This window comes from Aliidongia sp. (assembly GCF_035943795.1).
GTDB lineage: Bacteria > Pseudomonadota > Alphaproteobacteria > ATCC43930 > CGMCC-115725 > Aliidongia.
On the sequence record NZ_DASZBY010000006.1, the window covers coordinates 24,481 to 48,059 of the forward strand.

At 66.1% G+C, this 23,579-nt stretch carries 24 protein-coding genes; 17 read left to right on the forward strand and 7 right to left on the reverse strand.

What is annotated here, in order from left to right:
- The first annotated feature begins 72 nt into the window (after window positions 1-72).
- Complete coding sequence (locus tag VGV37_RS01025) at window positions 73-2,055, forward strand: APC family permease (RefSeq protein WP_326877737.1); 1,983 nt, start codon at window positions 73-75, stop codon at window positions 2,053-2,055.
- 11 nt (window positions 2,056-2,066) lie between these two features.
- Here VGV37_RS01025 and VGV37_RS01030 read toward each other — a convergent pair whose 3' ends face one another.
- On the reverse strand, window positions 2,067-2,450 hold the full coding sequence (locus VGV37_RS01030) for a hypothetical protein (RefSeq protein ID WP_326877738.1): 384 nt from the start codon (window positions 2,448-2,450) through the stop codon (window positions 2,067-2,069).
- Window positions 2,451-2,679: 229 nt separating this feature from the next.
- Between VGV37_RS01030 and VGV37_RS01035 the strand changes: the two genes are divergently transcribed.
- The 4 genes from VGV37_RS01035 (at window position 2,680) to VGV37_RS01050 (ending at window position 8,632) form a co-directional block, all read left to right on the forward strand.
- Window positions 2,680-3,321 carry a Crp/Fnr family transcriptional regulator gene (locus tag VGV37_RS01035; RefSeq protein ID WP_326877739.1) on the forward strand — a complete coding sequence of 214 codons (642 nt, stop codon included), beginning with the start codon at window positions 2,680-2,682 and terminating at the stop codon, window positions 3,319-3,321.
- A 113-nt stretch (window positions 3,322-3,434) separates the two neighbouring features.
- The gene (locus VGV37_RS01040) at window positions 3,435-3,686 is read left to right on the forward strand and encodes a hypothetical protein (RefSeq protein WP_326877740.1); all 252 of its coding nucleotides are present in this window, start codon (window positions 3,435-3,437) and stop codon (window positions 3,684-3,686) included.
- 174 nt (window positions 3,687-3,860) lie between these two features.
- Entirely contained in the window at window positions 3,861-6,641 is a 2,781-nt protein-coding gene (locus tag VGV37_RS01045; protein WP_326877741.1) for a hypothetical protein, read from the forward strand.
- Between the two features lie 368 nt (window positions 6,642-7,009).
- On the forward strand, window positions 7,010-8,632 hold the full coding sequence (locus tag VGV37_RS01050; protein ID WP_326877742.1) for a G1 family glutamic endopeptidase: 1,623 nt from the start codon (window positions 7,010-7,012) through the stop codon (window positions 8,630-8,632).
- Window positions 8,633-8,648: 16 nt separating this feature from the next.
- On the opposite strand, the gene VGV37_RS01055 is transcribed toward VGV37_RS01050, so the two are convergent.
- Window positions 8,649-9,380, reverse strand: coding sequence for a PRC-barrel domain-containing protein (locus VGV37_RS01055; protein WP_326877743.1), 732 nt, complete (start codon window positions 9,378-9,380; stop codon window positions 8,649-8,651).
- Window positions 9,381-9,634: 254 nt separating this feature from the next.
- Between VGV37_RS01055 and VGV37_RS01060 the strand changes: the two genes are divergently transcribed.
- A complete protein-coding gene (locus tag VGV37_RS01060) occupies window positions 9,635-11,176 on the forward strand; it encodes a Do family serine endopeptidase (protein WP_326877744.1) in 1,542 nt (513 codons plus the stop codon).
- 44 nt (window positions 11,177-11,220) lie between these two features.
- Here the strand turns inward: VGV37_RS01060 and VGV37_RS30310 are convergent, their stop codons facing one another.
- The 4 genes from VGV37_RS30310 to VGV37_RS01075 all read right to left on the reverse strand — a co-directional run bounded on the left by VGV37_RS30310 (window position 11,221) and on the right by VGV37_RS01075 (window position 13,996).
- A complete protein-coding gene (locus VGV37_RS30310) occupies window positions 11,221-11,298 on the reverse strand; it encodes a PEP-CTERM sorting domain-containing protein (protein WP_414637894.1) in 78 nt (25 codons plus the stop codon).
- A gap of 470 nt (window positions 11,299-11,768) precedes the next feature.
- Window positions 11,769-12,101 carry a hypothetical protein gene (locus VGV37_RS01065; protein ID WP_326877745.1) on the reverse strand — a complete coding sequence of 111 codons (333 nt, stop codon included), beginning with the start codon at window positions 12,099-12,101 and terminating at the stop codon, window positions 11,769-11,771.
- Entirely contained in the window at window positions 12,098-12,991 is an 894-nt protein-coding gene (locus VGV37_RS01070) for a DnaJ C-terminal domain-containing protein (protein ID WP_326877746.1), read from the reverse strand. Before VGV37_RS01070 ends, VGV37_RS01065 begins: the two co-directional genes overlap by 4 nt.
- A gap of 78 nt (window positions 12,992-13,069) precedes the next feature.
- The gene (locus tag VGV37_RS01075; RefSeq protein WP_326877747.1) at window positions 13,070-13,996 is read right to left on the reverse strand and encodes a LysR family transcriptional regulator; all 927 of its coding nucleotides are present in this window, start codon (window positions 13,994-13,996) and stop codon (window positions 13,070-13,072) included.
- Between the two features lie 84 nt (window positions 13,997-14,080).
- Here VGV37_RS01075 and VGV37_RS01080 point away from each other — a divergent pair, with 84 nt between their 5' ends.
- The 7 genes from VGV37_RS01080 (at window position 14,081) to VGV37_RS01110 (ending at window position 19,146) form a co-directional block, all read left to right on the forward strand.
- Window positions 14,081-14,785, forward strand: a complete 705-nt coding sequence (locus VGV37_RS01080) for a histidine phosphatase family protein (protein ID WP_326877749.1) — start codon at window positions 14,081-14,083, stop codon at window positions 14,783-14,785.
- 10 nt (window positions 14,786-14,795) lie between these two features.
- Window positions 14,796-16,001 carry an acyl-CoA dehydrogenase family protein gene (locus VGV37_RS01085; RefSeq protein ID WP_326877750.1) on the forward strand — a complete coding sequence of 402 codons (1,206 nt, stop codon included), beginning with the start codon at window positions 14,796-14,798 and terminating at the stop codon, window positions 15,999-16,001.
- 119 nt (window positions 16,002-16,120) lie between these two features.
- Window positions 16,121-16,372 carry a DoxX family protein gene (locus VGV37_RS01090; RefSeq protein ID WP_326877751.1) on the forward strand — a complete coding sequence of 84 codons (252 nt, stop codon included), beginning with the start codon at window positions 16,121-16,123 and terminating at the stop codon, window positions 16,370-16,372.
- Between the two features lie 116 nt (window positions 16,373-16,488).
- Complete coding sequence (locus VGV37_RS01095) at window positions 16,489-16,902, forward strand: DoxX family protein (protein WP_326877752.1); 414 nt, start codon at window positions 16,489-16,491, stop codon at window positions 16,900-16,902.
- A gap of 114 nt (window positions 16,903-17,016) precedes the next feature.
- Complete coding sequence (locus VGV37_RS01100) at window positions 17,017-17,946, forward strand: 3-keto-5-aminohexanoate cleavage protein (protein ID WP_326877753.1); 930 nt, start codon at window positions 17,017-17,019, stop codon at window positions 17,944-17,946.
- Window positions 17,947-18,078: 132 nt separating this feature from the next.
- Entirely contained in the window at window positions 18,079-18,939 is an 861-nt protein-coding gene (locus tag VGV37_RS01105; protein WP_326877754.1) for an urea carboxylase-associated family protein, read from the forward strand.
- Between the two features lie 27 nt (window positions 18,940-18,966).
- Window positions 18,967-19,146 carry a hypothetical protein gene (locus VGV37_RS01110; protein ID WP_326877755.1) on the forward strand — a complete coding sequence of 60 codons (180 nt, stop codon included), beginning with the start codon at window positions 18,967-18,969 and terminating at the stop codon, window positions 19,144-19,146.
- Here the strand turns inward: VGV37_RS01110 and VGV37_RS01115 are convergent.
- Entirely contained in the window at window positions 19,115-19,801 is a 687-nt protein-coding gene (locus VGV37_RS01115; protein WP_326877756.1) for a GntR family transcriptional regulator, read from the reverse strand. The genes VGV37_RS01110 and VGV37_RS01115 overlap by 32 nt on opposite strands.
- A 96-nt stretch (window positions 19,802-19,897) precedes the next feature.
- Here VGV37_RS01115 and VGV37_RS01120 point away from each other — a divergent pair, with 96 nt between their 5' ends.
- The 4 genes from VGV37_RS01120 to VGV37_RS01135 all read left to right on the forward strand — a co-directional run.
- The gene (locus VGV37_RS01120; protein ID WP_326877757.1) at window positions 19,898-21,070 is read left to right on the forward strand and encodes an epoxide hydrolase; all 1,173 of its coding nucleotides are present in this window, start codon (window positions 19,898-19,900) and stop codon (window positions 21,068-21,070) included.
- A 116-nt stretch (window positions 21,071-21,186) separates the two neighbouring features.
- Window positions 21,187-22,536 carry an amidase gene (locus VGV37_RS01125; RefSeq protein WP_326877758.1) on the forward strand — a complete coding sequence of 450 codons (1,350 nt, stop codon included), beginning with the start codon at window positions 21,187-21,189 and terminating at the stop codon, window positions 22,534-22,536.
- A gap of 16 nt (window positions 22,537-22,552) precedes the next feature.
- Window positions 22,553-23,209, forward strand: a complete 657-nt coding sequence (locus tag VGV37_RS01130; RefSeq protein WP_326877759.1) for a 4-carboxy-4-hydroxy-2-oxoadipate aldolase/oxaloacetate decarboxylase — start codon at window positions 22,553-22,555, stop codon at window positions 23,207-23,209.
- Between the two features lie 120 nt (window positions 23,210-23,329).
- A partial coding sequence (locus VGV37_RS01135; protein WP_326877760.1) for an ABC transporter substrate-binding protein occupies window positions 23,330-23,579 on the forward strand: 250 nt, incomplete at its 3' end.

Here is a 23,579-nt window from a genome sequence, read left to right on the forward strand (position 1 = left end):
TCGACCCTCCGATCGAACCTCCGGGCATGCCGCAGCGTTCATGTCCGTAGCCGCTGTGCCCGGACCCTCCCAATGTCGCTGAGTCATGTTCTGTTCGGCCGCCGTCTGGCGAACCGCGAAGCGAAAGGCACGAAGATCGGCGCCGTCGCCGGCCTCGCCGCCATGGGGCTCGACGGACTGTCGTCGGTGGCCTATGGCCCCGAAGCGACGCTGACCGTCCTGATGCCCCTCGGCGCCCTCGCCCTCGGGCCGCTGGTGCCGATCACCGGCGCGGTGCTGGCCGTGCTGATCGTGCTGTATTTCTCCTATCGCCAGACCATTGCCGCCTATCCGAAGGGCGGCGGCTCCTACACGGTCGCGCAGGCGAACATCGGGCCCGGCGCCGGCCTGCTGGCCGCGACCGCGCTCATGCTCGACTATGTGCTGAACGTCGCGGTCGGCATTTCGGCCGGTATCGCCGCCCTGGTCTCGGCAGCGCCGGCGCTGCAGCCGCTGACCCTGCCGCTGTGCCTCGCGGTGCTGGCAATCCTGACCCTGGTCAATCTGCGCGGCACACGCGAGGCCGGGCTGATCTTCGCCGTGCCGACCTATCTGTTCATCGGCACCCTGTTGGTCGTAGTCGCGATCGGCACGGCCAAGGCGCTTGCCGCCGGCGGCCATCCGGTCGCCGTGGTGGCACCACCCGCCATCCCGGCCGGAACCGCGACGCTGGGCCTGTGGCTGCTGCTGCGCGCATTCGCCAGCGGCTGCACCGCCATGACCGGGGTCGAGGCCGTCAGCAACGGCATGTCGGCGTTCAAGGAACCGACCGAGCGCCATGCCCGGCGCACCCTGACCGCGATCGTGGGTCTGTTGACCGTGCTGCTGGCTGGCGTCGTCGTGCTATCCAGGATCTATCGGATCGGCGCCATGGACCAGACCGACCCGGGCTATCAGACCATGCTGTCGCAATTGACCGCCGCCGTGGTCGGCCATGGGGTCTTCTATTACGCGACGCTCGGCACCATCCTCGTCGTCCTGTCGCTGTCGGCCAACACCAGCTTCACCGGCTTTCCGCGCCTGTGCCAGATGATCGCGGTCGACGGCTATCTGCCGCGCGCCTTCGCCATTCCCGGGCGTCGCCTGGTCTATTCCGCCGGCATCCTGTTCCTGACCGGCAGCGCGGGCATTCTGCTCGTGGCGTTCGACGGCATCACCGACCGGCTGATCCCGCTGTTCGCCGTCGGGGCGTTCCTGGCATTCACCTTGTCGCAGACCGGCATGGCGCTGCACTGGCGGCAGGCGCTGCACGATCCCAAGGTTTCCGGCAGCCGGGGCAGCCTGCGCGCCAGCCTCGCGGTCAATGGTGTCGGCGCCATCGCGACCGGTGCCGCGCTGGCGATCATCCTCGCCGCCAAATTCGTCGAGGGCGCATGGATCACCGTGATCATCATTCCGCTCGTCTTCCTGCTGCTCTCGGGCATCAAGCGGTACTACGACCGTCTATCGTCCAGGCTCCGGGCCGGACGGATCGATTTCACCGACCGGGAACCGCCGATCGTGCTGATCCCGATCGAGCGCTGGGACCGGTTGGTCGACAAGGCGCTGAAGTTCGCCCTGCAACTGTCGCCCGACGTCATCGCCATTCACCTGATCGCGCTGGAGGGCGACGACGTGGAGGATCGCAGCGCCATCCTGCGGCGCCGCTGGGCCGACGCGGTCGAAGCCCCGCTGAAGCAGCTGGGCGTACCGGTCCCGAGCCTGGTGCAGCTGCAGTCGCCCTACCGGCAACTCGCCGAGCCGCTGATCGCCTTCATCCGCGAGACCGAGCAGGCCCATCCCAAGCGGGCGATCGCCATGCTGCTGCCGGTGCTGGTCACGCAACATTGGTGGGAGCGGCTGCTGCATCCCAACCGGACGACGATGCTGCAAAAGACGGTGCTCAAGGTTTGCGACCGCCGGGTCGGCATCATCATCGTGCCCTGGCATCTCGACGACCAGTCGGCCGATCCGGACCGGTCGGGGGCGCGGCCGTCGAACCCCGCCCGGCGGCTGCACGATACGATCACCCATTGAGACCGGCATGCTCAGGCCGGTCGACCGGTCCAGCAGATCTTGCCGAATCCCGCGACCGACAGGCCGTTCAGCACGGTATCTTCCGCGCCGGTCTGGTCGTGAAGCCGGATTCCGAGCCGCTTCAACGCATCCTCGATCTGCGCATCGCTGACCGGTTCGAACGATTCGGGCAGTTTTCGCAGAGCGGCTCGGAGTGCCTGCGCCGTCGCGGGATCGAACTGGCTCGCGAGCGCCAGGATCGCGTTGCCCGCGGCGGCCCGCACCGTCGCCGCCTCCAAGATCAGCTCGCCGCCCGCGGCGGAATTGGCGCGTGTGCCATGAATCGCGACCCAGAGCGCAATGATCCAGCGGGCATCGAGCGTTGGCGTGGGCGCATCGACCGGGCCGTAGATCATCTCGTCGCTCCTCGCTTGTAACTCTTGCGGGAGACTTTATGGCGCAGGCCACAGCAGGTATTGTGAGATGTCTCACAACGAATACCCCTATGCTGCCGGATTTCCTTTATAAGTCGTGGTATCCGGAGAGGACGCACGTTGCTCCAATCGCCATGATCGAGGAGTGGGAATGTCTTGCCCCCCTGCCTTAAGGGCTAGAATTCTACGTAATCATGAACTGTTTCGGGAATTGTCGACCGACGAACTCGATCAGTTGATCGCCGTCGCACGGATCGAGGACGTGCGCGCGAAGACACCGATCTTTCACAAAGGGGCGCCGGGCGAGGCCATGATGGCGGTCGTCACCGGCGAGGTGAAGATCAGCGCGCTCGCTGCCGACGGCCGCGAGATCGTACTCGCCATGATGCGCGAGGGCGAAGTATTCGGCGAGATCGCCCTGCTCGACGGCTGCGACCGGACGGCGGACGCCACTGCCGCCACCAATTGCAGCCTGCTGGTCATCCATCGGCGCGACTTCCTGCCGTTCCTGAACGCCCATCCCCAGGTCGCCATCCGCCTGCTGCGCGTGGTCTGCCGGCGGCTTCGGCGCACGACGGAACAGGTCGAGGATCTGCTGTTCCTCAATCTGCCGAGCCGGCTCGCGAAGAAGCTGCTGAACCTGAGCGGAGCCGATGAGGAGCAGCGGCCGCGCGAGCGCGCGCCGATCATCCGGCAGTCCCAGCGGGAAATCGGCAACCTGGTCGGCTTGTCGCGCGAAAGCATCAACAAACAGCTGTCGCGCTGGCAGAAAGAAGGCGTCCTGACGCTGCGCGACGGCATGATCGTGCTCGACGATCTGGATGCTCTGCGGGAGATCGCCGCGGAGGTATAGTCGTCCGGGACTGTGAGTTGCATCACAGGTCGGCCGACGCTTCTTCTCTGATATTGCCATCGCGGGTTCGCCCGGCCCCGTCGTCACGCTCTTTCCGCTTTCGGAGATTACCAATGTCGCAAAAGCAAAATGCTCCCGATGGATCCAAAGGCTTCGAGCCGAATGCGGTCGACGAGTCTGATGCGATACGGCCCAATGCCGTGGATGAATCCGATGCGATGCGGCCCAATGCCGTCGACGAGTCGGATGCGATGCGGCCGAACGCGGTCGACGAGTCCGACGCGATGCGGCCGAACGCCGTCGACGAATCCGATGCGCTTCGTCCCAACGCGGTCGACGAGTCGGATCATATGAACCAGCGCTGACGCGCCGAAACGGGCGTGGGCCGCCGGCTTCCCGTGCCGCGGTCCACGCTTTTTGCCAAATAACGACTTCGCCGCTGCCCCCTGTCGAGTAAGGGGGCTTTGCTCTATGCTCTGCCGGGAGCCCCCTGCCGGACGGATCCTTCCGTCGGCCCGGGTCCCTCGCACGAGATGAGCATGCCGCTTTCGACCGCGTCACACCAAGCCACCGGGACCGAGGTCCTGCCTGACAGCATCGGTGCCGCCTTTCTGTTCACCGACATCGAGGGCAGCACGCGGCGCTGGGAAACCGCCCCGGATGCCATGCGCCCGGCGATGCGCCGGCACGACGCGATTCTGCGGACCACGGTCGCCCTTCACGGCGGCCGCGTCTTCAAATCGCGCGGCGATGGCCTGGCCGTGGTATTTCCATCGATGCGGCATGGCCTCGTTGCCGCGATCGCCAGCCAGCGCGCGCTCATTGCCGAGGATTGGACGGAGATCGGCGGCCTCAAGGTCCGGATGGCGCTTCATTGTGGACCGGTCGAGCCGCGGGACGGCGACTTCTTCGGACCGACCTTGCATCGGCTGGCCCGTCTGCTGGAGGTCGGATACGGCGAACAGATCCTGATGTCCGGGGCCGCGCGCGAGGCGCTGGACGGTCCGCTCGACGACGATGTCCAACTGGTGGATCTGGGATCCCACCAGCTGCGCGACCTGATCGAGCCGGCCTGGATCTATCAGGTCTCGACGTCCGGCCTGCCGTCGGATTTCAGCCCGCTCCGCTCGCTCAACCGCGCGCAGCACAACCTGCCGTCCCAACTGACGCCGCTCGTCGGCCGCGAGCAAGCGCTGGCCGAGATCCGGCCCCTGCTCGAACGCGATCGCCTGGTGACGCTGGTCGGACCAGGCGGCATCGGCAAGACGCGCCTCGCCGTGCAGATCGGCGCCGAGATGCAGGAGAGTTTTCCGGACGGGATCTGGCTCGCCGAATTCGCCGCGGTCAACGACGCGAGCCTGTTGCCGAACGTGATCGCCAAACTGTTCGGCATCGCCACCGACGGCAACGCACCGCCGCTCGAAACCGTGCTGCTGGCCCTGCATCGCCGCAAGACGCTGATCATCCTGGACAATTGCGAGCATCTGACCGAGGCCCTGGCGAATTTCGCCGAGATCCTGCTGCGTCGATGCCCGGAAGTCCGCATGCTGTCGACCAGCCGCGAGCGGCTGGGCCTGATCGGCGAGAGCCTATTCCGGGTCGAAAGCCTGACCGTTCCGCCGCGCGGCGAAGTGCCCGACAGTGCCACCGCCGATCGCTGGGCGTCGGTCAGCCTGTTCGCCGACCGGGCACGCGCGGTCGATCGGGACTTCGTCGTCGACGAGGTGACCGTCGGGCCGATCGTCGAGATCTGCCGCCGGCTGGACGGGATTCCCCTTGCGTTGGAACTGGCCGCCGCACGGCTTTCCGTCATGAGCGTCCGCGAGGTTGCAAGCGGCCTGTCCGAACGCTTCCGGATTTCGCCACGCGACGGCCGCGGCTTGCCGGCGCGCCATCGCACCCTGCAGGCGACGATGGATTGGAGCTACGAACTGCTGCTGCCGGAGGAACAGCACGCCTTCCGGCAGGCCGGTGTCTTCTCCGGTTCCTGGACGCTCGATGCCGCCACGGCGGTCCTGGGCGAACCCGGCGCTTCGTCCTGGCAGGTGCTCGACCTCATCGCGGCATTGGTCGACAAGTCGCTGATCGTCGCCGAAAAGGCGGGGCAGGAACGTCGCTTTCATCTGCTTGAAACCATGCGCGCTTATGCACTGGACCGGCTGGAGACACTGAACGAGCGCGGCGAGGCACAGGCCCGTCACGCCACCTATTATCTCGCGCGGATGGCCGCGGCCGAGGCGAATTGGCAGGATGTCCCGACCGAGGCGTGGCTGGGCGCGATCGAGCCGCAACTCGACAATATTCGCGCAGCACTGGACGCAGCCTTCAGTGGACGCATCGATCGGTCGATCGGGCTCGAACTGGCGGCGGCGACGCCGTTGCTCTGGACGGAAGCCTCGCTCCAGCACGAGGGACGACGCTGGCTGGCGCTGGCTGGCGCGCCCGAGGCGGCTTCCGATCATCTGCGGGCCCGGCTCTATCTTGGCCAGGCCCGGCTGGCGCCCTATCGCGACGATACCCAGCGCGTGCCGCTCGCCGAACAGGCCGTCGCCCTGTTCCGCCGGACGGACGACACGGTCGGCCTGGGCGACGCGCTCACCGTCGCCGGCAATGCCATCAAGCGCTTCACCCGCCACGAAGAGGCCGAGCGGCTGCTGCGCGAGGCCTACGCGCTGCTGACCGAGGCCGGGGCCGGAAAGCTGCGCGGCCGCTGCGCCAATTCGCTGGGTCACCTGAAACTGTTCTCGAACGACGTCGCCGCGGCCAAGGCGCTCTATGCCGAGGCGCTGCAGCACGGCGAGGCCCACGGCGACTCCGTGGGTGCGATGAGCGCGCGCTGCAACCTGGCCGAGACGGAGTTCGCGCTAGGTGAATATGCCCGCGCGATCGAGCAATGCCGCGCCTATATCGACTATTGCCGGGCCGAACGCCGCGTCCATCGGCTGGCGAACGGGCTGGCCAATCTCGCGGCCTACCTGTTGACCGTCGACGACCTGATCGAGGCCCGGGCGGCAGCGCGCGAGGCGCTGATCCGCGCTCAGGAAACCCAGTCGAGATTCCTGGTGGTCATCAGCATCGAACATCTGGCCGTCGCCGGCGCCCTGCTGGGCGACCAGCAGATGGCGGCCCGCCTGCTGGGCTTCAGCGATGCGCACTATCGGCGCGAAGGCACCCGCCGCGAACCGACCGAACAGCTGGGCTTCGAACGGCTCGGCACCCTGCTGCGCGCCGTATTCGAACCGGCCGAACTCGATCGCCTGACCGCCGAGGGCGCCGCACTCGACGAGCGGACCGCGATCGACAAGGCCCTGTGCATCTGAAGCCGTTCAGGACCGATGGCGCACGCCGCCGTCGAGCTTGACGGCGCTGGCATCGCCCAGCCGGACGACCGACCCGCCGGTGAGGAAACCCGGGTGGTGGCTGGTACGGTTGAACGCAACCTGACGGTATCAAGCCGCTCGAACGAGGCGTCTCCCGCCCTACGGCGCAAACCCTGGCCTTCGCCTGGAATGCTTCACGCAATGTGAACCACTCGCTGGTAAGCAGGAACGCGTATAGGTGGAACGTCGGCGGAGTGGCCGGCCGTGCAATGTGGAAACGAATGCGCCAAGACCAGGAATGCCCGCCGACCCGATCGACGTCCGAGCGGTCCCTTTGGGATCACTATGTCAGACCCTTTTGGCGATCGATGCTTCTGCTCGTCCTCGTCGCGGTCGGGGCGCAGGCCGACGGAACCACCGCCGGCAGCCATATCCCCCAAGCGCGGCAGCATCGTCTGGCGCAAATCCACCGGACCAGCGACAGCACGCTGGATCACGGCATACGGCACCAGGTTCAATCGGACAATTGGTCGGGCTATGTCGTCTCGTCGGCGAACACCGGCTTGTCATATACGAGTGCACAAGCCACCTGGATCGTGCCCACGGCAACCTTCGCGTCCGGCAGATCCAGGGTCCTCGACCAATATTCGTCGCTCTGGGTCGGCATTGGTGGCGATTGCGTCGATCTCGACTGCGAGATCAGCGACTCGACCCTGATCCAGCTCGGCACCGAACAGGATGTATCGTCCAACGGGAGCAAGGATTACTACGTCTGGTACGAGATGCTGCCGAACGAATCGGTCACGATTCCCCGGACGGTCCGCCCCGGAGACGTGATCACGGCGTCGATCACCTGCATCGCGTCCTGCACGTCCGCCACACAGACCTGGACGATGGCGATGACCGACAGCACCGCGCAATGGAGTTGGTCGCAGAGCTTCGCCTATGCGTCCTCGCGGCTTTCGGCGGATTGGATCGTCGAGGCACCAGCATCGGACGCCAACGACGTCCTGCCGCTGGCCAACTTCGGCACGGCAACGTTCCAGATGGTCAGCGCGAACGGCGTGAACCCGAACCTGTCGCTTTCCACCGATGGGTTCCAGATGACCGACACAGCAGGCGGCCGCTTCGGTGAGAGCGCCAATCCGTCCGCGCCGGTGAATGGCGACGGCTTTTCAGTCTGCTGGGGCTCCCTGCCCAGTTTCACGCCCTGCAGCTACCAGGGCGTGGCCAGTCCGCTGGTCGCCGCGATCCTGCCGTCCAGCCGATCCGTCAAGGTCGGCAACACGGCAACCGCCTTTGCCACGATCATCAACGGCGGCACGTCGGCCGGCAGCGCCTGTTCGATCGCACCGACGACGAGCCTGCTGGCAAACTTCTCCTATCAGGCGACCAACCCCGCCACCAATGCGACGATCGGAACCGCCAATACTCCGATCACGATCGCCGCCGGCGGATCCCAGAGCTTCGTCATTGCCGTGACCCCGACGGCGGCCCTGGCACCCACCGAAGTCGCGTTCAGCTTTTCCTGTGCGAACCTGTCATCGGCGACGAGCATTCTCGATGTGAATACCCTGCTGCTGTCGGCCGCGGCCAGCGCGCCGCCGGACATCGTGGCCCTGGCGGCGACGCCCAGCGGGGACGGAACGCTGGACGTCAGCGGGACCGCCGGTTCCAACGCCTTCGCCGTCGCCACCGTCAATGTCGGCACCGCATCCGCGATCACGGCCAGCGCGTCGGTCGGAACGAGCGGGATCCCGCTCGCGGTCACGCTGTGCCAGACCGATCCGACGACGGGCGCCTGCCTGACGCCGATCGCGGCGAGCGTCAGCACCACGATCGCGGCCGGCGCCACACCGACCTTCGCGATTTTCGCGACCGCCGGCGGCGCCATCCCGTTCCAGCCGGCGGCCAATCGCATCTTCGTTCAGTTCGCCGACGCGTCCGGCGCCGTCCGAGGATTGACCAGCGTGGCGGTCGCGACGCGTTGACGCCAAGGCGGTCCGATCAGATCCAGTCGGTCGGCAGACCGTAGTGGCGGTACATCGTCCGCAACTGCTCGCGGTCGATCGTCATGGACGGATCGTAGGTCGGGCTCGCCTCGATTTCCGCCTTGGTCTTGGCAAAGCTCATGGCCTGTTCGAACCAGTCGATGGCCTCGACCAGGCCCGGGGCGAGCACCACCTTGCGACCGGGCAGCCAGTTGCGCGTCGCGATCTCGATCAGCGGGATCGACCAACGCTCCGGATCGACCAGCAGATCGGCCACGTGGCCGATGTCGCCGTCCGACGCCCGGACGGCATATCCCCTGGTCGTGACGGCGCTGCGCAGATGCTCGTCGCCGGTCAGCGGCTCGAGGTTGCCGAGCGGCAGCGGCAGCAGGGGCATCGTGCCGACGCCGAACGCACCGCCACCGATCCAGTAAGGATCCCATTGGTAATGGCTGAACAGTTGGTGCTCGTATTGGCGGGACACCGGCAGGTCGGTTTCTTCCGGCGGACTGGCCTTCACCTGCTCGCACGTCAGCGGCAGGGTGAAAACCTTCGCGTCGTCCTGCGCCGGCACCAGGCGCGCGGGCGGCAGCAGGACACGGCGTCCCGGCAGCCAGGCGCCCGTGTCGACGACGGCCCATCGGACCGTCCAGGTCGCGTCGTCATAGAGCAGATCGGTGACCGAGCCGATCGCGCCATCGGTCGCCCGGACCGAATGGCCGATGATGAACGATGAATTCCGCAGCATTGGCGTCACCTTTTCCCAATCGATAGCGCGTTTTCCACCGGCGAACCCCTTTATCGCCGGATGTGGCGAAATGACCTATCTCACCAAATACTTACGTTGTACGCGACGGTTTGGTTCCCGATCTGGCGACATGCCACATTACACATTGTTAATCCTGCGAACGGCACGCCGTAATCTTGACTCCCCAGATGATGATGCGAGACACCGACGGCGCAAGCCCTCGGTCGAGCTGGTCGGATTTCCGAGGGATGTGCATGATGGACAAGCAGACGACGATACGGCGGCGCCCGATGACGCGCCTGGCGATGATGCTGGGCCTGTCGACGGCGCTGGCCGTCGGCCCGGTCTCCCTGGCGTTGGCCCAAGGCACCGCACCTCCGCTCAGCCAGGATCAATTGCCCAGCTTCGCGCCCATGGTGGAAAAGATCCTTCCCGCCGTCGTCAATATCTCGGTGGTCGAGAAATCCAATGCCGCGCCGGTCGCGGACGAGGAGCCTGACGACCAGCAGTTCCAGGGCGCGCCGGGCGGCACGCCGTTCGACGACATGCTGCGGCACTTCTTCGAACAGCAGCAGCAGCAGCACGGCCGGCAGGCGCCAGGCCCGCAGCCGCAGATGCTGGCGCTCGGTTCCGGCTTCATCATCGATCCCGCCGGCTATGTCGTCACCAACAACCACGTGGTCGGCGACGCCGCCAAGGTCACGGTCGTGTTCCAGGACGGCAGCGAGCACAAAGCCAAGATCGTCGGCAAGGATGCCAAGACCGATCTGGCGCTGCTGAAGATCGACGCGCCGAAGCCGCTTCCCTATGTGCAGTGGGGCGACAGCGACCATGAGCGGATCGGCGACTGGATCATGGCCGTCGGTAATCCGTTCGGCCTGGGCGGCACCGTGACCAAGGGCATCGTGTCGGCGAAGAGCCGGTCGATCGACGGCTCCAGCTATGTCGACTATCTGCAGATCGATGCGGCGGTGAATCGCGGCAATTCCGGCGGGCCGACCTTCGATCTCGCCGGCCATGTGATCGGCATCAACACGGCGATCTATTCGCCGAACGGCGGCAACGTCGGCATCGCGTTCGACATCCCGTCAGACACCGCCAAGGCCGTGATCGAGCAGATCAAGGCGAACGGCCATGTCGACCGTGGTTTCCTGGGCGTCGAGATCCAGCAGGTGACGCCGGACCTGGCGGCCGCGATCGGCATCGACAAGGACGGGCCGCAGGGCGCCCTGGTCGCCGCCGTCACCCATGCCGGCCCCGCGGCCAAGGCCGGTGTGAAGGTCGGTGACGTGATCCGCCAGGTCAACGGCAAGCCGATCCAGAAGACCCGCGACCTGCCACGGCTCATCGCCGAGACGGCGGCGGGCACGTCCGTCCACCTGAGCGTGCTGCGCCAGGGCAAGCCGGTCGAGATCGATGCCACGGTCGGCCATCTCGACGAGACGAAGGTCGCGGCGGCAGAGGGAGAGGATGGCGACCAGGCGGCGGACACGCCGGCGCTCGGCATGACCCTGTCGTCACTCAATCCGGCGATCCGCAATCGCCTGCATCTGGGGCATGATGCGACCGGTGCCGTCATCACCCATGTGGACAGCGGCAGCGCGGCCGACAGCGTCGGCCTCGAAGGCGGCGACGTGATCGAGCGGGTCGACGGCCGGCCGGTCACGGGGCCGGAGGATGCGAAGACGCTGATCGCCACGGCGGAGAAGACCCCGTCGAAGCCTGTGCTATTGCTGGTGGACCGCCATGGTGCGCAAAGCTTCATCGCATTGCCGCAGACGCCCGACGCCGGCTGAGAAACGAACCAGGGCGGTGTGGCAAGCCGCCCTGGTGTCCAGCTCTAGCCGCGGCGGCGACGCGCGACGCAGAAGCCGATCAAGCCACTGCCGAGCAGGGCCATCGACATCGGTTCCGGCACCGATGCGGTGCCGATCGGATCGACGAAGGCGCGTCACGCGGAGCGTGCGGCGCGGCGGTGTCCCCCCTTTAACGAAGGATCAATCGCCTTCGCGGCCGTTTCGCGAAGTCGTTAGCTGCCGATGGTTCGATCACCTATCGTTTGATGAACAGTGGCGAAACAGAACAACCGGCGGGCTTGCGCAGCGGAGTTGAAGTCCCCGGTCCGGGGGCGTTCAGGTGCCGCACCCGTTCCCTCTCGGCACGTGGTAGCCTCGGCACTCTCGGCGGCGGCACGACGCCGGCCCCGTCCAACCGAAATGGGGAGACATCCAGTGGCCAAAGGTCAGAAACGCAGCACGCGCGAAGTCAAGAAACCGAAGAGCGACAAGAAGAAGGGTGCTACCGTCTCGGTCTCGCCTTTCTCCGAGCCCCCTTCCAAGGCAAAGCCCGTCAAGGAAAAATAGCCGGCGCAGGCGAACGGCGCCTCCTTCAGGAGGCGTCGGCTCCGGCCAAGGCGGCCACCACGGCGGCGCGCACCTCGGCCGGCTGGTGTTCCAGCGCACCAGTGACAGCCTTCAATGTCGCACGCAGTTCGTAGACCTGGTCCAGCAGCGACAGGACCATCGGCACCGTGTCCTCCTGTACGCCCAGACGTCGTCGCAAATCGTAGATCAGCTCGATGCGCGCGACATCGATGCCGTCGAACACCCAGGCCGCCGGCGTATCCGACTCGAGCCTGATCCAGCCTTGTTCGATCCAGGCGGTGAGTTCGACGATCTCCAGATCCGGAAACCGGGTGACGATCGCTTCGAGCTTCATCATGGCACCTCCATCGCCGATCGCGGGTCGACCGGATGCTGCGGCTGCCAGGTCGCCAGGAAGGCTTCCAACTCGGGCTCCGCGGCCGTCGGGATCACGACCCGCAGGTCGACGAACTGATGGCCGCCGGCGATGCCGCGCCCCTTCAGCCGCATCCGCGTCCCGCTGTTCGAGCGCGGCTGGATGGTCAGCGTGACCGGCCCCTCGATCGTCGGCACGCGGATCTTGGCGCCCATCACGGCCTCCTGCACCGTCACCGGGAGGTCGATGATCACGTCGTTGCCGTCGCGCCGGAAAAACGGGTGCGGCATGACGCTGATCTCGATCAGCGCATCGCCGGCAGCACCGCCCGACGGCGACGCCTGCCCCTTGCCCTTGAGGCGCAGCACCTGTCCGTCCTTGAGGCCGGCCGGGATGGTCACGTCGAGCGTGGCGCCATCAGGCAGGGTCAGCCGTTTGACCGTACCCTTGGCCGCGTCGACGAAATCGACAGAAAGCGTATAATGCATGTCCGCGCCCCGCATGGCGAAACCACCTCGGGGCCGACGGCCGAAGGCATTGCGTAGAAGAGATTCCAGATCCTCGTCGCCGAATGCCGGCCCCGATTGATATTTCCCGCTGCCGGGCCGATCGCCGAAATCGCGATAGAAATTGCGCGCCGCACCCTGCTCGGTGCCCTCGGCATCGATCTCGCCGCGGTCGAAACGCCCGCGCTTTTCCGGATCGGACAGCAGCGTGTAGGCAGCGGAGATGTCCTTGAACGTCGCCTCGGCCTCGGGCTTGTCCGGATTCAGATCCGGGTGATGAAGCTTGGCCAGCTTGCGATAGGCCTTCTGTATCGCCTTATCGTCGGCGCCACGTTCGACGCCGAGCAGTTTATAGGGATCTTTCATGCAGGCACGACCTCGCTGTGTATCCCCGTCCCGTCGCCTGTTCTAGCACCTCCCGATCACGGCGCCAAAACGCCAAGGTCATTCATCGGGTGCGAAAGACGCGGCGTCGAACGCCCGGCCGATCTCGTCGCGCATCCATTGGTTCGCTGGATCCTTGTCGGTCGAGACGTGCCAATAGAGGTGGACGTCGATCGGCGCCATGTCGATCGGCAGCGGCAGGATCCGGTTGTCGAACTGGCGGCTGCACAGGCGCGCGTCATATTCCGGCATGGTCAGCAGCAGGTCGGTTTCGCTGACGACCCGGCAGGCAGCGAAATAATATTGGCCGCGCAGGCGGATGCGGCGCTTCAGGCCGCGCCGGGCCAGTTCCGCGTCGATCGCCCCGGCCCCGCGCCGGCGCGAGGTCACGAGCACATGGGACTGGTCCAGATAGGTCGCGAGGTCGAGGGCGATCCCGATCGCCGGATGATCGCGCCGGGCAACCACGACGAGCCGGTCCTCCGCCACCCGGCGATGCAGTACGTCCCCCGATAGCGGCAGCACCACGTCCAGCGCCAGATCGAGCGTGCCGTCGGCCAGGCGCGCTTCGAGCTGCCGGCGTTCGATCGGCATGGCTGTCACGTCGATGAACGGAGCCCGGGCGACCAGCCGGCCCATCAAGCCCGGCAGCACGGTCGCTTCCAGGCTTTCATGGACACCCAAGGCCATCTGCTTGTGCGCTTCGGCCGGATCGAACCGGCTGGTCTCGGTCACCGTCGCCTCCAGCGTGCGCAGGGCGCGGCGCACCGGCTCAACGATGCTGCGCGCCACCGGCGTCGGGATCATCGCATGCCCCTGGCGCACGAACAGCGGGTCGTCGAACAGCGTGCGCAGCCGGCTCAGCGCGTGGCTGATCGCCGGCTGGGTCAGGTGCAACCGCTCCGACGCGCGCGTGACGCCGCCCTCGCGATAGATCGCGTCGAACACGACGAACAGGTTGAGATCGATCTTCGGTATATGAACCATATCGATGGATCTTCATCAAAATCATGCATTTGATCGATCCTAGCCACAGCCCTATCCTGCCCGCAACATATCGGGAGGCGGCGTTTGGGCGAAATCCATCTGGTCCGCCATGGGCAGGCGTCGTTCGGCGCGGAAGACTACGACGCGCTGTCGACCGTCGGCCATAGCCAGGCCGGCATCCTCGGTCGCTGGCATGCGACCGGAGCCGCCACCTTCGATCTTGTCGCCCTCGGCGGCCTGAAGCGCCACCGCCAGACGGCCGACGCCTGGGCGACCGAATTCCCGGGAGCACCCGCGCCGGCCGGCTGGATCGTCGACCGCGGCTTCGATGAATACGATCATCGCGAGATGCTGTTGCGCGCCCATCCGGAGGCTGGCGACCTCGCCGGCCTGCAGCGCTGGCTGTCGGAGGCAGCAGCTTCGCGCCGGGCGTTCCAGGAGCTGTTCAGCGCAGCGATGGCGCGCTGGATAAGCGGCCGGCACGATGGGGATTACCTGGAATCCTGGGCGGCGTTCCGCAAGCGCTGCATCAGCGCGCTGGAGGGGCTGGTCGCACGCGCCGGTCCCTCGCGCCGCCTGATCGTCTTCACGTCCGGCGGGCCAATTGCCGCCATCTGCCAGCATCTGCTGGACGTGCCGCCGCCGCAGGTCGCCTCACTCAGCTGGTCGCTGATGAACGGCGCCGTCACCAAGCTGCTCTACCAGCCGGGTCGGCTCAGCCTCAGCACGCTCAATAACCACAGCCATCTCGAACGGGAAGGCGATCCCGCCCTCCTCACCTATCGCTAAGGATGCCGCCATGAGCTTCGAGCCCAATGCCAAGACCAGGGACCTGATGCAGCGCATCGATGCGTTCATGCAGGCCCATGTCTTCCCGAACGAGGTCCGCTTTGCCGAGGAGGTCGCCGAAGGCGATCGCTGGCAGCCGGTCGCCCTGATCGAAGAGCTGAAGGAGCAGGCGCAGGCCGAGGGGCTGTGGAACCTGTTCCTGCCCGGATCGAACCTGGGCGCGGGCCTGACCAACCTCGAATATGCGCCGCTGTGCGAGTTGATGGGCCGCGTCGGCTGGGCGCCGGAGGTGTTCAACTGCTCGGCGCCCGACACCGGCAACATGGAAGTGCTGGTCCGGTACGGCACCGAGGAACATAAGCGCACGTGGCTGGAGCCGCTGCTTGCCGGCAAGATCCGGTCCTGCTTCGCCATGACCGAGCCGGCGGTCGCCTCGTCGGACGCGACCAACATCGAAAGCTCGATCCAGCGCGACGGCGACCACTACGTCATCAACGGCCGCAAATGGTGGTCGTCGGGCGCCAACGACCCGCGCTGCAAGCTGTTCATCTTCATGGGCAAGACCGATCCGGACAATCCGGACCGGCACAGCCAGCAATCCATGGTCATCGTGCCGCGCGAGACGGCCGGCGTGACGATCCTGCGCCACCTGCCGGTGTTCGGCTATGACGACGCGCCGCACGGCCATGGCGAGGTGCTGTTCGAGAACGTGCGCGTGCCGGTAACGAACATCCTGCTGGGCGAAGGCCGCGGCTTCGAGATCGCGCAGGGTCGCCTGGGGCCCGGCCGCATCCACCATTGCATGCGCCTGATCGGTTTGGCCGAGCGCGCGTTGGAGAAGATGTGCCGGCGCGTGAAAAGCCGCGTCACGTTCGGCCGGCCGGTGGCGGAGCAGACCGTGACCCTGGAACGCATCGCCGACGCCCGCATCATGATCGACCAGACCCGTCTCCTGGTGCTGAACGCCGCTCACATGATGGATACGGTCGGCAACAAGGTGGCGGCCAAGGAGATCGCCATGATCAAGGTCGCGGCCCCGATCATGGCGTGCCAGGTGATCGACTGGGCGATCCAGGCCCATGGTGGCGGCGGCGTATCCGAGGATTTCGGCCTGGCCCGGGCCTATGCCAATGCCCGCACCCTGCGGCTGGCCGACGGCCCCGATGAGGTGCACCGCAACCAGATCGGCCGGATGGAACTGAAGCGCTATTCCTGAGCGACCGGGCGCTGCGGGCGCCGGAGAGGGCCATCCCAAAAAAACTCTCTCCGGCCGTGTCGGCACGGCGAGCGTCGCTTCGTCCTTGGGGCATGCCATCGCGCCAGGGAGGATTCGCCATGACATCGGATACTCAATCGATCACTCCATCGAAAATCTCGCGCTGGGCCGGACGGACCCTGACCGGCCTCGTCATGCTGTTCATGGCGTTCGATTGCATCGGCAAGCTCATCCAGCTCGAGCCCGTGGTGCAATCGCTTGCCGCCCTGGGGCTTCCGAACGGCATCGCCCATGGTCTCGGCGCCATCGAAGTGATCGCTGCCTTTCTCTGCGCGGTCCCGAAACCGCGGTCCTGGACACGGCCGTGCTGAACCTCCCACCGCAAGGAGCGCAAGAAAATTCGCCCCCCGCCGTCGGCTTCCCGGTAGCCCGTTCGTCCTATGGGCGATGCCGCATCGAACGCGGCATCCAATTGGGAGCACAGAACATGAATTCAGTCGCACAGCCTGCCGGAACGTCGAACGCCATGCGCTGGATCGGGCGCATCCTGACCGGTCTGGTCGTGCTCTTCATGGGGTTCGACAGCATCATCAAGATCATCAAGATCGATCCGGTGGTGCAGTCGCTAGCCGCCCTCGGCTTCCCCGACAGCGTGGCGCGCGGCATCGGTGCGCTCGAGGTCGTCATCACCCTGCTTTACCTGTTCCCCCGCACGGCGGTGCTGGGCGCCGTCCTGCTGACCGGCGTGATGGGCGGCGGGATCGCCAGCCATCTGCGCGTGGGCGATCCGGTGTTCTCCCACCTGCTGTTCGGCGTCTATCTGGGCGTGCTCGCCTGGGGCGGCCTGTGGCTGCGCGACCCGGCCCTGCGGGCGCTGATGCCGGTGCGTCGCCGGTCGTAGTGCCCGCCGGGGGGACTGCCTGGCTCTCGCATTGTTTTTGCGCCCGCGCCCTTACCTGCCCGCGGAAGTTTGGCTAGGCTGTCCGGACCGACGGCGGAAATGGCGGATGTTCTCATGACCACGCGCAAAACCATCATCACCTGTGCCGTGACCGGCGCCATCCACACCCCGTCCATGTCGCCCCACCTGCCGATCACGCAGCAACAGATCGCCGATGCGGCGATCCAGGCCGCCGAAGCCGGCGCCGCGATCCTGCATCTGCACGCGCGCGATCCGCAGACCGGCAGGCCGGACCAGTCGCTCGAGGCTTTCGCGCCGATCCTGCGGGCCGTCAAGCAGCAGTCCAATTGCGTGATCAACATCACGACCGGCGGGGCCCCGACCATGCTGGTGGAAGAGCGGGTCCGGCCGGCTGCGCATTACCAGCCGGAGGTCGCTTCGCTCAACATGGGCTCGATGAACTTCGGCCTCTATCCCATGCTGAACCGGTTCAAGGAGTTCGAGCATGATTGGGAGCGACCGTATCTCGAAGGCTCCAGGGAGCGCATCTTCAAGAATACCTTTGCCGACATCGAATATATCCTGGAGACCTGCGCCGAAGGCGGCACCCGGTTCGAGATCGAGTGCTACGATATCGGCCATCTCTATACGCTGGCCCATTTCGCGGATCGCGGCGTGATCAAGCCGCCGTTCTTCGTGCAGAGCGTGTTCGGCATCCTGGGCGGGATCGGCGCCCATCCCGAAGATGTCGCACACATGAAACGCACGGCCGACCGGCTGTTCGGCGACCGGTATCACTGGTCGGTGCTGGGTGCCGGCAAGAACCAGCTCGCCATCGCGGCGATGGCCGCAGCCATGGGCGGCAACGTGCGCGTCGGCCTGGAAGATTCCTTGTGGATCGGTGCCGGCAAGCTCGCGCAATCCAACGCGCAGCAGGTGCGCGCCGTGCGGCAGATCATCGAAGGGCTGGGCCAGGAAATCGCCACGCCGGACGAGGCACGGGAAATCCTGGGGCTGAAGGGCGGCGACCGGGTGAATTTCTAGCGCGCCGACGCTCGTCTTCGCCGGCGCTCCGGACCGATGATGGGTTGGTCCCGGATCGATTTCCTGCAATCATCGGGCTTCGGCGACGCCTCCTTGCGGCCGAGCGGATTTCAAACCGGAGAACCACCCCCTATGAAACTGCGACAGCCCGAAACGGCCGCGCCCGCGGACAGCGCGGCGCGGATGCAGGTGGCCCCGGTGATCTGCTATCCCGTCGACACGCTGCCGATCCCCGATCTGGACGGCTATCGGGCGGCCCGTGACGGCTGGACCAAGGTTTCGGAGGTGCTGGTGCCGCCGCGCGACGCCGCGAGCTTCACCGTCCCGGCCGGTCATTTCTTCCGGATCGTCAGCGTCGAGGGTCCGCAGGTCGGCGACCTCGACCTGTGGAACGCGAACGACACCGGGGAGCGCTTCTTTTCCGGCAAGACCAGGGCGCTGCACGGCACTCATCTGTCGACCGGCGACCGGCTGTGGTCCAACCTGCCCTATCTGCGGCCGATCGCGACCATCACCCAGGACACGCTCGATTGGTATGGATTCGATGCGTGGGGCGGCGCGGTTCATGACGTGATCGGCACGCGCTGCGATCCCTATACGAACATGCTGTTGAACGGCAGCGAATATCATCACTGCTGCCACTCGAACCTGACGCGGGCCTTCGCCGATGCCGTCGACAGCGGGCTCGGCGCGGCCGAGCTACAGGTTCACGACGTGCTGAACGTGTTCATGTGCACCGGGTTCACCCGGGACACCGGCCAGTATTTCATGAAGACGACGCCGGTCCGTCCTGGCGATTTCCTCGAGTTCTTCGCCGAGATCGACTTGCTGGGGGCGCTGTCGGCCTGCCCCGGCGGTGATTGCGGCTCCAAGCATTCGAGCGACGTCGCGGTCTGCCATCCTCTGCTCGTCGAGATCTATCGTCCGCGCACCGCCCCCGTGGGTTGGCAACCGCCCGCGCGCAACGGCTATTCCGGCAGTCACGGCCGCTGACCGAAAATCACGGTGCGGGAGCGTTTCATGGCCTGCGCCGGCGATCCTGCGGGCGGCGCGGTGCCGCGCCTCGATCGCTTCGGGGAGGCCCTTCAGATCGAAGAGGAAGCCGAGGCCGACAGCACTGACACCGTCTCATTTCGCCGCTCGGCGAAGACGCGGGGCTGCTGCGAAGTCAGGTTCGAGACCTTCCTCTGGCCCCATTGAGCATCCTCTGCTTGCCATTGAGAATATGGGTTTCGAGGGCCGCTCCCGCCCTTTCGGGGTCGCCGTCGACGATCGCATTCAGGATCAGCGTGTGTTCGTTGTTGGAAATGCGCAGTTGGGCCTCGCCCAACAATCCGTCGCGGATGTAGAGCTGCATCTCGTTCCGCACCGCAACGTCCATCTCCTCCAGACGCGCGTTCCCGGCAAACTCCATGATCGCCGCATGGAATCGAAGGTTGAGACGGTGAAACTCCGCAGTCGATCCGATCGATACCGCGGCAGTCAACTGATCGGACAACTCGCGTAGAGCTTGAAGCTGCGAACCGCTGGCGCGGGCGGCGAGCAGTCGTCCTGCCGTTCTGCCGAGCCCGGCCCGCACATCGAAGAGCTCCAGCGCGTCCGCCAGATCCAACTTGCGCACGAGCGCGCCCCGGTTCGGAGCCACACTCACCAACCGGGCCTGTTCCAGCGCGCGGATCGCCTCCCGGATCGGGCCGCGACTGACTTGAAAACGCTCGCTCAGCGCGAGCTCGTTCAACCGTTCGCCCGGCTGGATGGCGCCCGACAGGATCAGTTCCTCGAGCGTCGCCCGGATGTTTTCCGTCACGGAAAGCGGCCGTGGAACGGTGTCGGACGGACGGGTGGTCTCAGACATCGCATCCTCATGTTGACAATATTATATATTTTGTAGGACAATCCATCATCGATTGATTGCACCTATTGAATACGATGTTGCCAGGGAACGGGCCTGATGATCAGCGAATTCCACATCGATATAGGCGAAGCCGAACTCGCGGCTCTCCGGCGCAGGCTCGTCGACGTTCGTTGGCCCGACCGCCTGGACGGAGCTCGTTGGGAATTCGGCACCGACCTCGAATTCCTGCAGGAACTGCATGCCTACTGGCTGGAGGCCTACGACTGGCGCCGCGAGGAGCAGCGTCTCAACAGCCTGTCCCATCACAAATTCCTCCGAAACGGATCCAGCGTTCATTTCATCCACCAGGTCGGCAAGGGCCTCAATCCGCTGCCGCTCATCATGACGCACGGCTGGCCCGGCAGCTTCGTCGAAATGCAGAAAATCATCCCGCTGCTGACCGACCCCGGCGCCCATGGCGGCGACCCGGCAGACGCCTTCTCGCTCGTGGTGCCGTCGATCCCCGGCCACGGCTTTTCGGATCGGCCGACGAAGCCGGGCACGAACGTGTTCGCCGTGGCCGACATCTGGGCCGATCTGATGACGGCGCTCGGCTACGATCGCTTCGGGGCTCAGGGCGGGGATTGGGGGTCGTGGATCAGCTCCGCACTGGGCCTGCGGCACGCCGATCGGCTTATCGGCCTTCACCTCAACTACGTCTCCACCGGCTTCCGCCCCGACCTCAATCCCGGCACGCCCCCGCTCGCCGAGGAAGAGGTTGCATATCTCGACCGTGTCGCCAAATGGCGCGAGGCGGAAGGTGCCTATATCGCCATCCAGGGAACCAAGCCGCAGACGCTGGCCTATGGATTGACCGACTCGCCGATCGGGCTAGCCGCATGGCTCATCGAGAAATTTCAGGGCTGGAGCGACTCCAAGCAGCGGCCGGACGAAACCCTCACCCAGGACGAACTACTGACCAACGTCATGATCCATTGGCTCACCAACACGGTCCATTCCTCGTTCCGCTTTTATAGCGAGGCGCGCGCTTGCCCGCTTCACCTGCAGCCGGGGCAGCGCATCCTGCCGCCATGCGGGATCGTCCGGTTGCCGCGCGAGCTGCCCATGCCGCCGCGCCGGTGGGTCGAACGGGCCTTCAACCTCACGCATTGGACCACGCTGCCGCGTGGTGGTCATTTTGCCGCCATGGAGGCGCCTGAACTGCTGGCGGAGGATATCCGGGCCTTCTTTCGGCCGCTTCGGGCCGCCGCCGGCAACCGTTTCTCCTGATGCCCGCGAAACGGGACCTACGGAGCGCACCCGCCGCCGAGGTCACACCGCAACGCGAGGGATCGCCGGCCGGCGGGGCACTCCGTTTTCTCAGCGCCACCGAGGTGCGAACGCTCATGCGGCGAAAGCAGCTTTCGGCCACCGAGTATTTGACCGAGTTGCTCGACGCGATCGCTGCCGAAAACGCCACTTTGCATGCGTTCATCGACGTTTATCGCGCTGACGCGCTCGGCGCTGCGCGTGATGCCGACGAGCGCGTGGCCCGCGGCATCCCCTGCGGCCCGCTGCAAGGCCTGCCGTTCGCCGTCAAGGACTTGATCGACGTGCAAGGGCAGCCCACGACCGCACAATCGCGCCTGCTGCTGGATAATATCGCCAGGCGGGATGCGACGGTCGTCCGCCGGATGCGCGACGCTGGAGCGATCCTGGTCGGGAAGCTGGCGCTGGAAGAGTTTGGCATCGGCTCGCCTGCCGACCTGCTGCCCTGGCCGCCTGCACTCAATCCCTGGGATATCGGGCGGACGCCGGGCGGCTCGTCCAGCGGTTGCGGGGTTGCCCTTGCGGCTGGGCAAATTCCTTTGGCGATCGGCACCGATACAGCGGGCTCGGTCCGAAACCCCGCCGCGATGTGCGGGGTGATCGGCCTCAAGCCGAGCTACGACCTGATCAGCCGCCGCGGCGTTTTCCCCCTGTCCCCATCCTTGGACCATGTCGGCGTGATGGCTCGGAGTGCCGAAGATTGCTCGCTGCTCCTCGACGCCGTGCGGCGTCGACCGCGCCGGCCGGACCCGATCTCCTTTGGGGCGGAGGACAGCAGGCCGCTTCACGGATTGCGTCTCGGCATGCTGACGCAGTTCTACGAGCGCGATCTACCGGCGGACGACGCCACGCGGGCGGCCCTCGCTACCGCCGCGGACCTGCTTTCCGGGCTGGGGGCGCATCTCGAAGAGGTCGAAACCACCGACCTCCAATCCTACCGGCGATGTGGGGCGGTGATTTTGCAGTGGGAGGCGTTCCAGATCCACCGCCGAACCCTGTCCCGGTCGCCCGAGCACTACGGCGCCCGCTGCCGGGAGGAGCTTCTCAAGGGAGCGACGATCCAGGCCGCAGACTATCGGGAGGCACAACGGCACCGGCGGTCCCTTTCCCTCGACATCGACCGATTGCTGGAAACCTCGGATCTGCTGATGACGGGCGTGTCGCCGGAGCCGGCCTTTCGCATGGATGACGCGGATGGCCCGACGCGATCGGGCAACGGCATGCGCATCGTGTTCAATGTGACCGGCCATCCGGCTCTTTCGTTCTGTGTTGGCTTTTCGGAGCAAGGGCTGCCGATCGGCGGCCAGCTGGTCGGACGCCGCCATCAGGAATCGACCTTGCTGACCGTTGCCGCCGCTTATCAGCGGGCGACCGGCTGGCATCGACGGCAACCTGCCTTCTCCACCGAACATCCCCAGCATTCATGAAGGACAGGAGCACATCATGGACGACGTGCCGCATGGCCTATCCCTCTCCCAGATCGACAGCTTGAAGAGACTTGGCGCCGCGACCATCCACGAAGCCCAGGGGCAGACCGGCGCGCTCACTTGCGCGATCAAGCCGATCGACCCGGACATGTGCCTCGTCGGGACGGCGCTCACCGTCGACGTGGTTCCGGGTGACAACCTGGTCATTCATCACGCCCTGACCAGGGCGCAAGCCGGCGACGTTCTCGTGGTCGACGCCAAGGGGTTCGTCGAGGCGGGACCTTGGGGAGACATCCTGACCACCGCCGCGAAACAGGCCGGCATCGTCGGCCTTGTCATCGACGGCGCGGTTCGCGATGCGAATGTGATCATCAAGATGGGATTCCCCGTGTTCGCCCGGGGGCTGTCGATCAGGGGCACGCAGAAGAACCAGCCGGGCCGCATCAATGTGCCGATCATCTGCGGCGGCGTCCGGATCGAGCCGGGTGACATCATCGTCGGTGACCGTGACGGCGTCGTCGCCGTGTCTCGGGCGCGCCTGGACGACATGCTGACCGCTGCCACGAAACGTGAGGCCGTGGAGATGTCGTTCCGCCGGGAACTCGAAAGCGGCAAGACTACGGTCGAACTGCTCAATCTCCAACCTGTGATCGCCCGGCTTGGAATGAGCTAGGCGCCGGTTACCCCTCGTGCGGCGGATCCGCCGTTTCCGGTGCTGCGGAAACGAGACCCGCCTCGCTGCCGCCACGACAGAGCAGCACGAGCCAGTTCCATGACCAGGGAGTTCTCCACGATGTGGAAAAATCTAACGTTGCTGGCGGCCGTCAGCGTCCTGGCCCTGACGGCCGGCGTCGCGAAGGCCGATATCCAGATCGCCGCTGTCGGCCCGATCACCGGATCCGACGCAGCCTTCGGCGAGCAGCTGAAGAAGGGCGCCGAGCAAGCGGTCGCCGACATCAACGCCAAGGGCGGCGTGCTGGGCCAGAAGCTGGTGCTGACGGTCGGCGACGACGCGTGCGATCCGAAGCAGGCGGTTGCCGTCG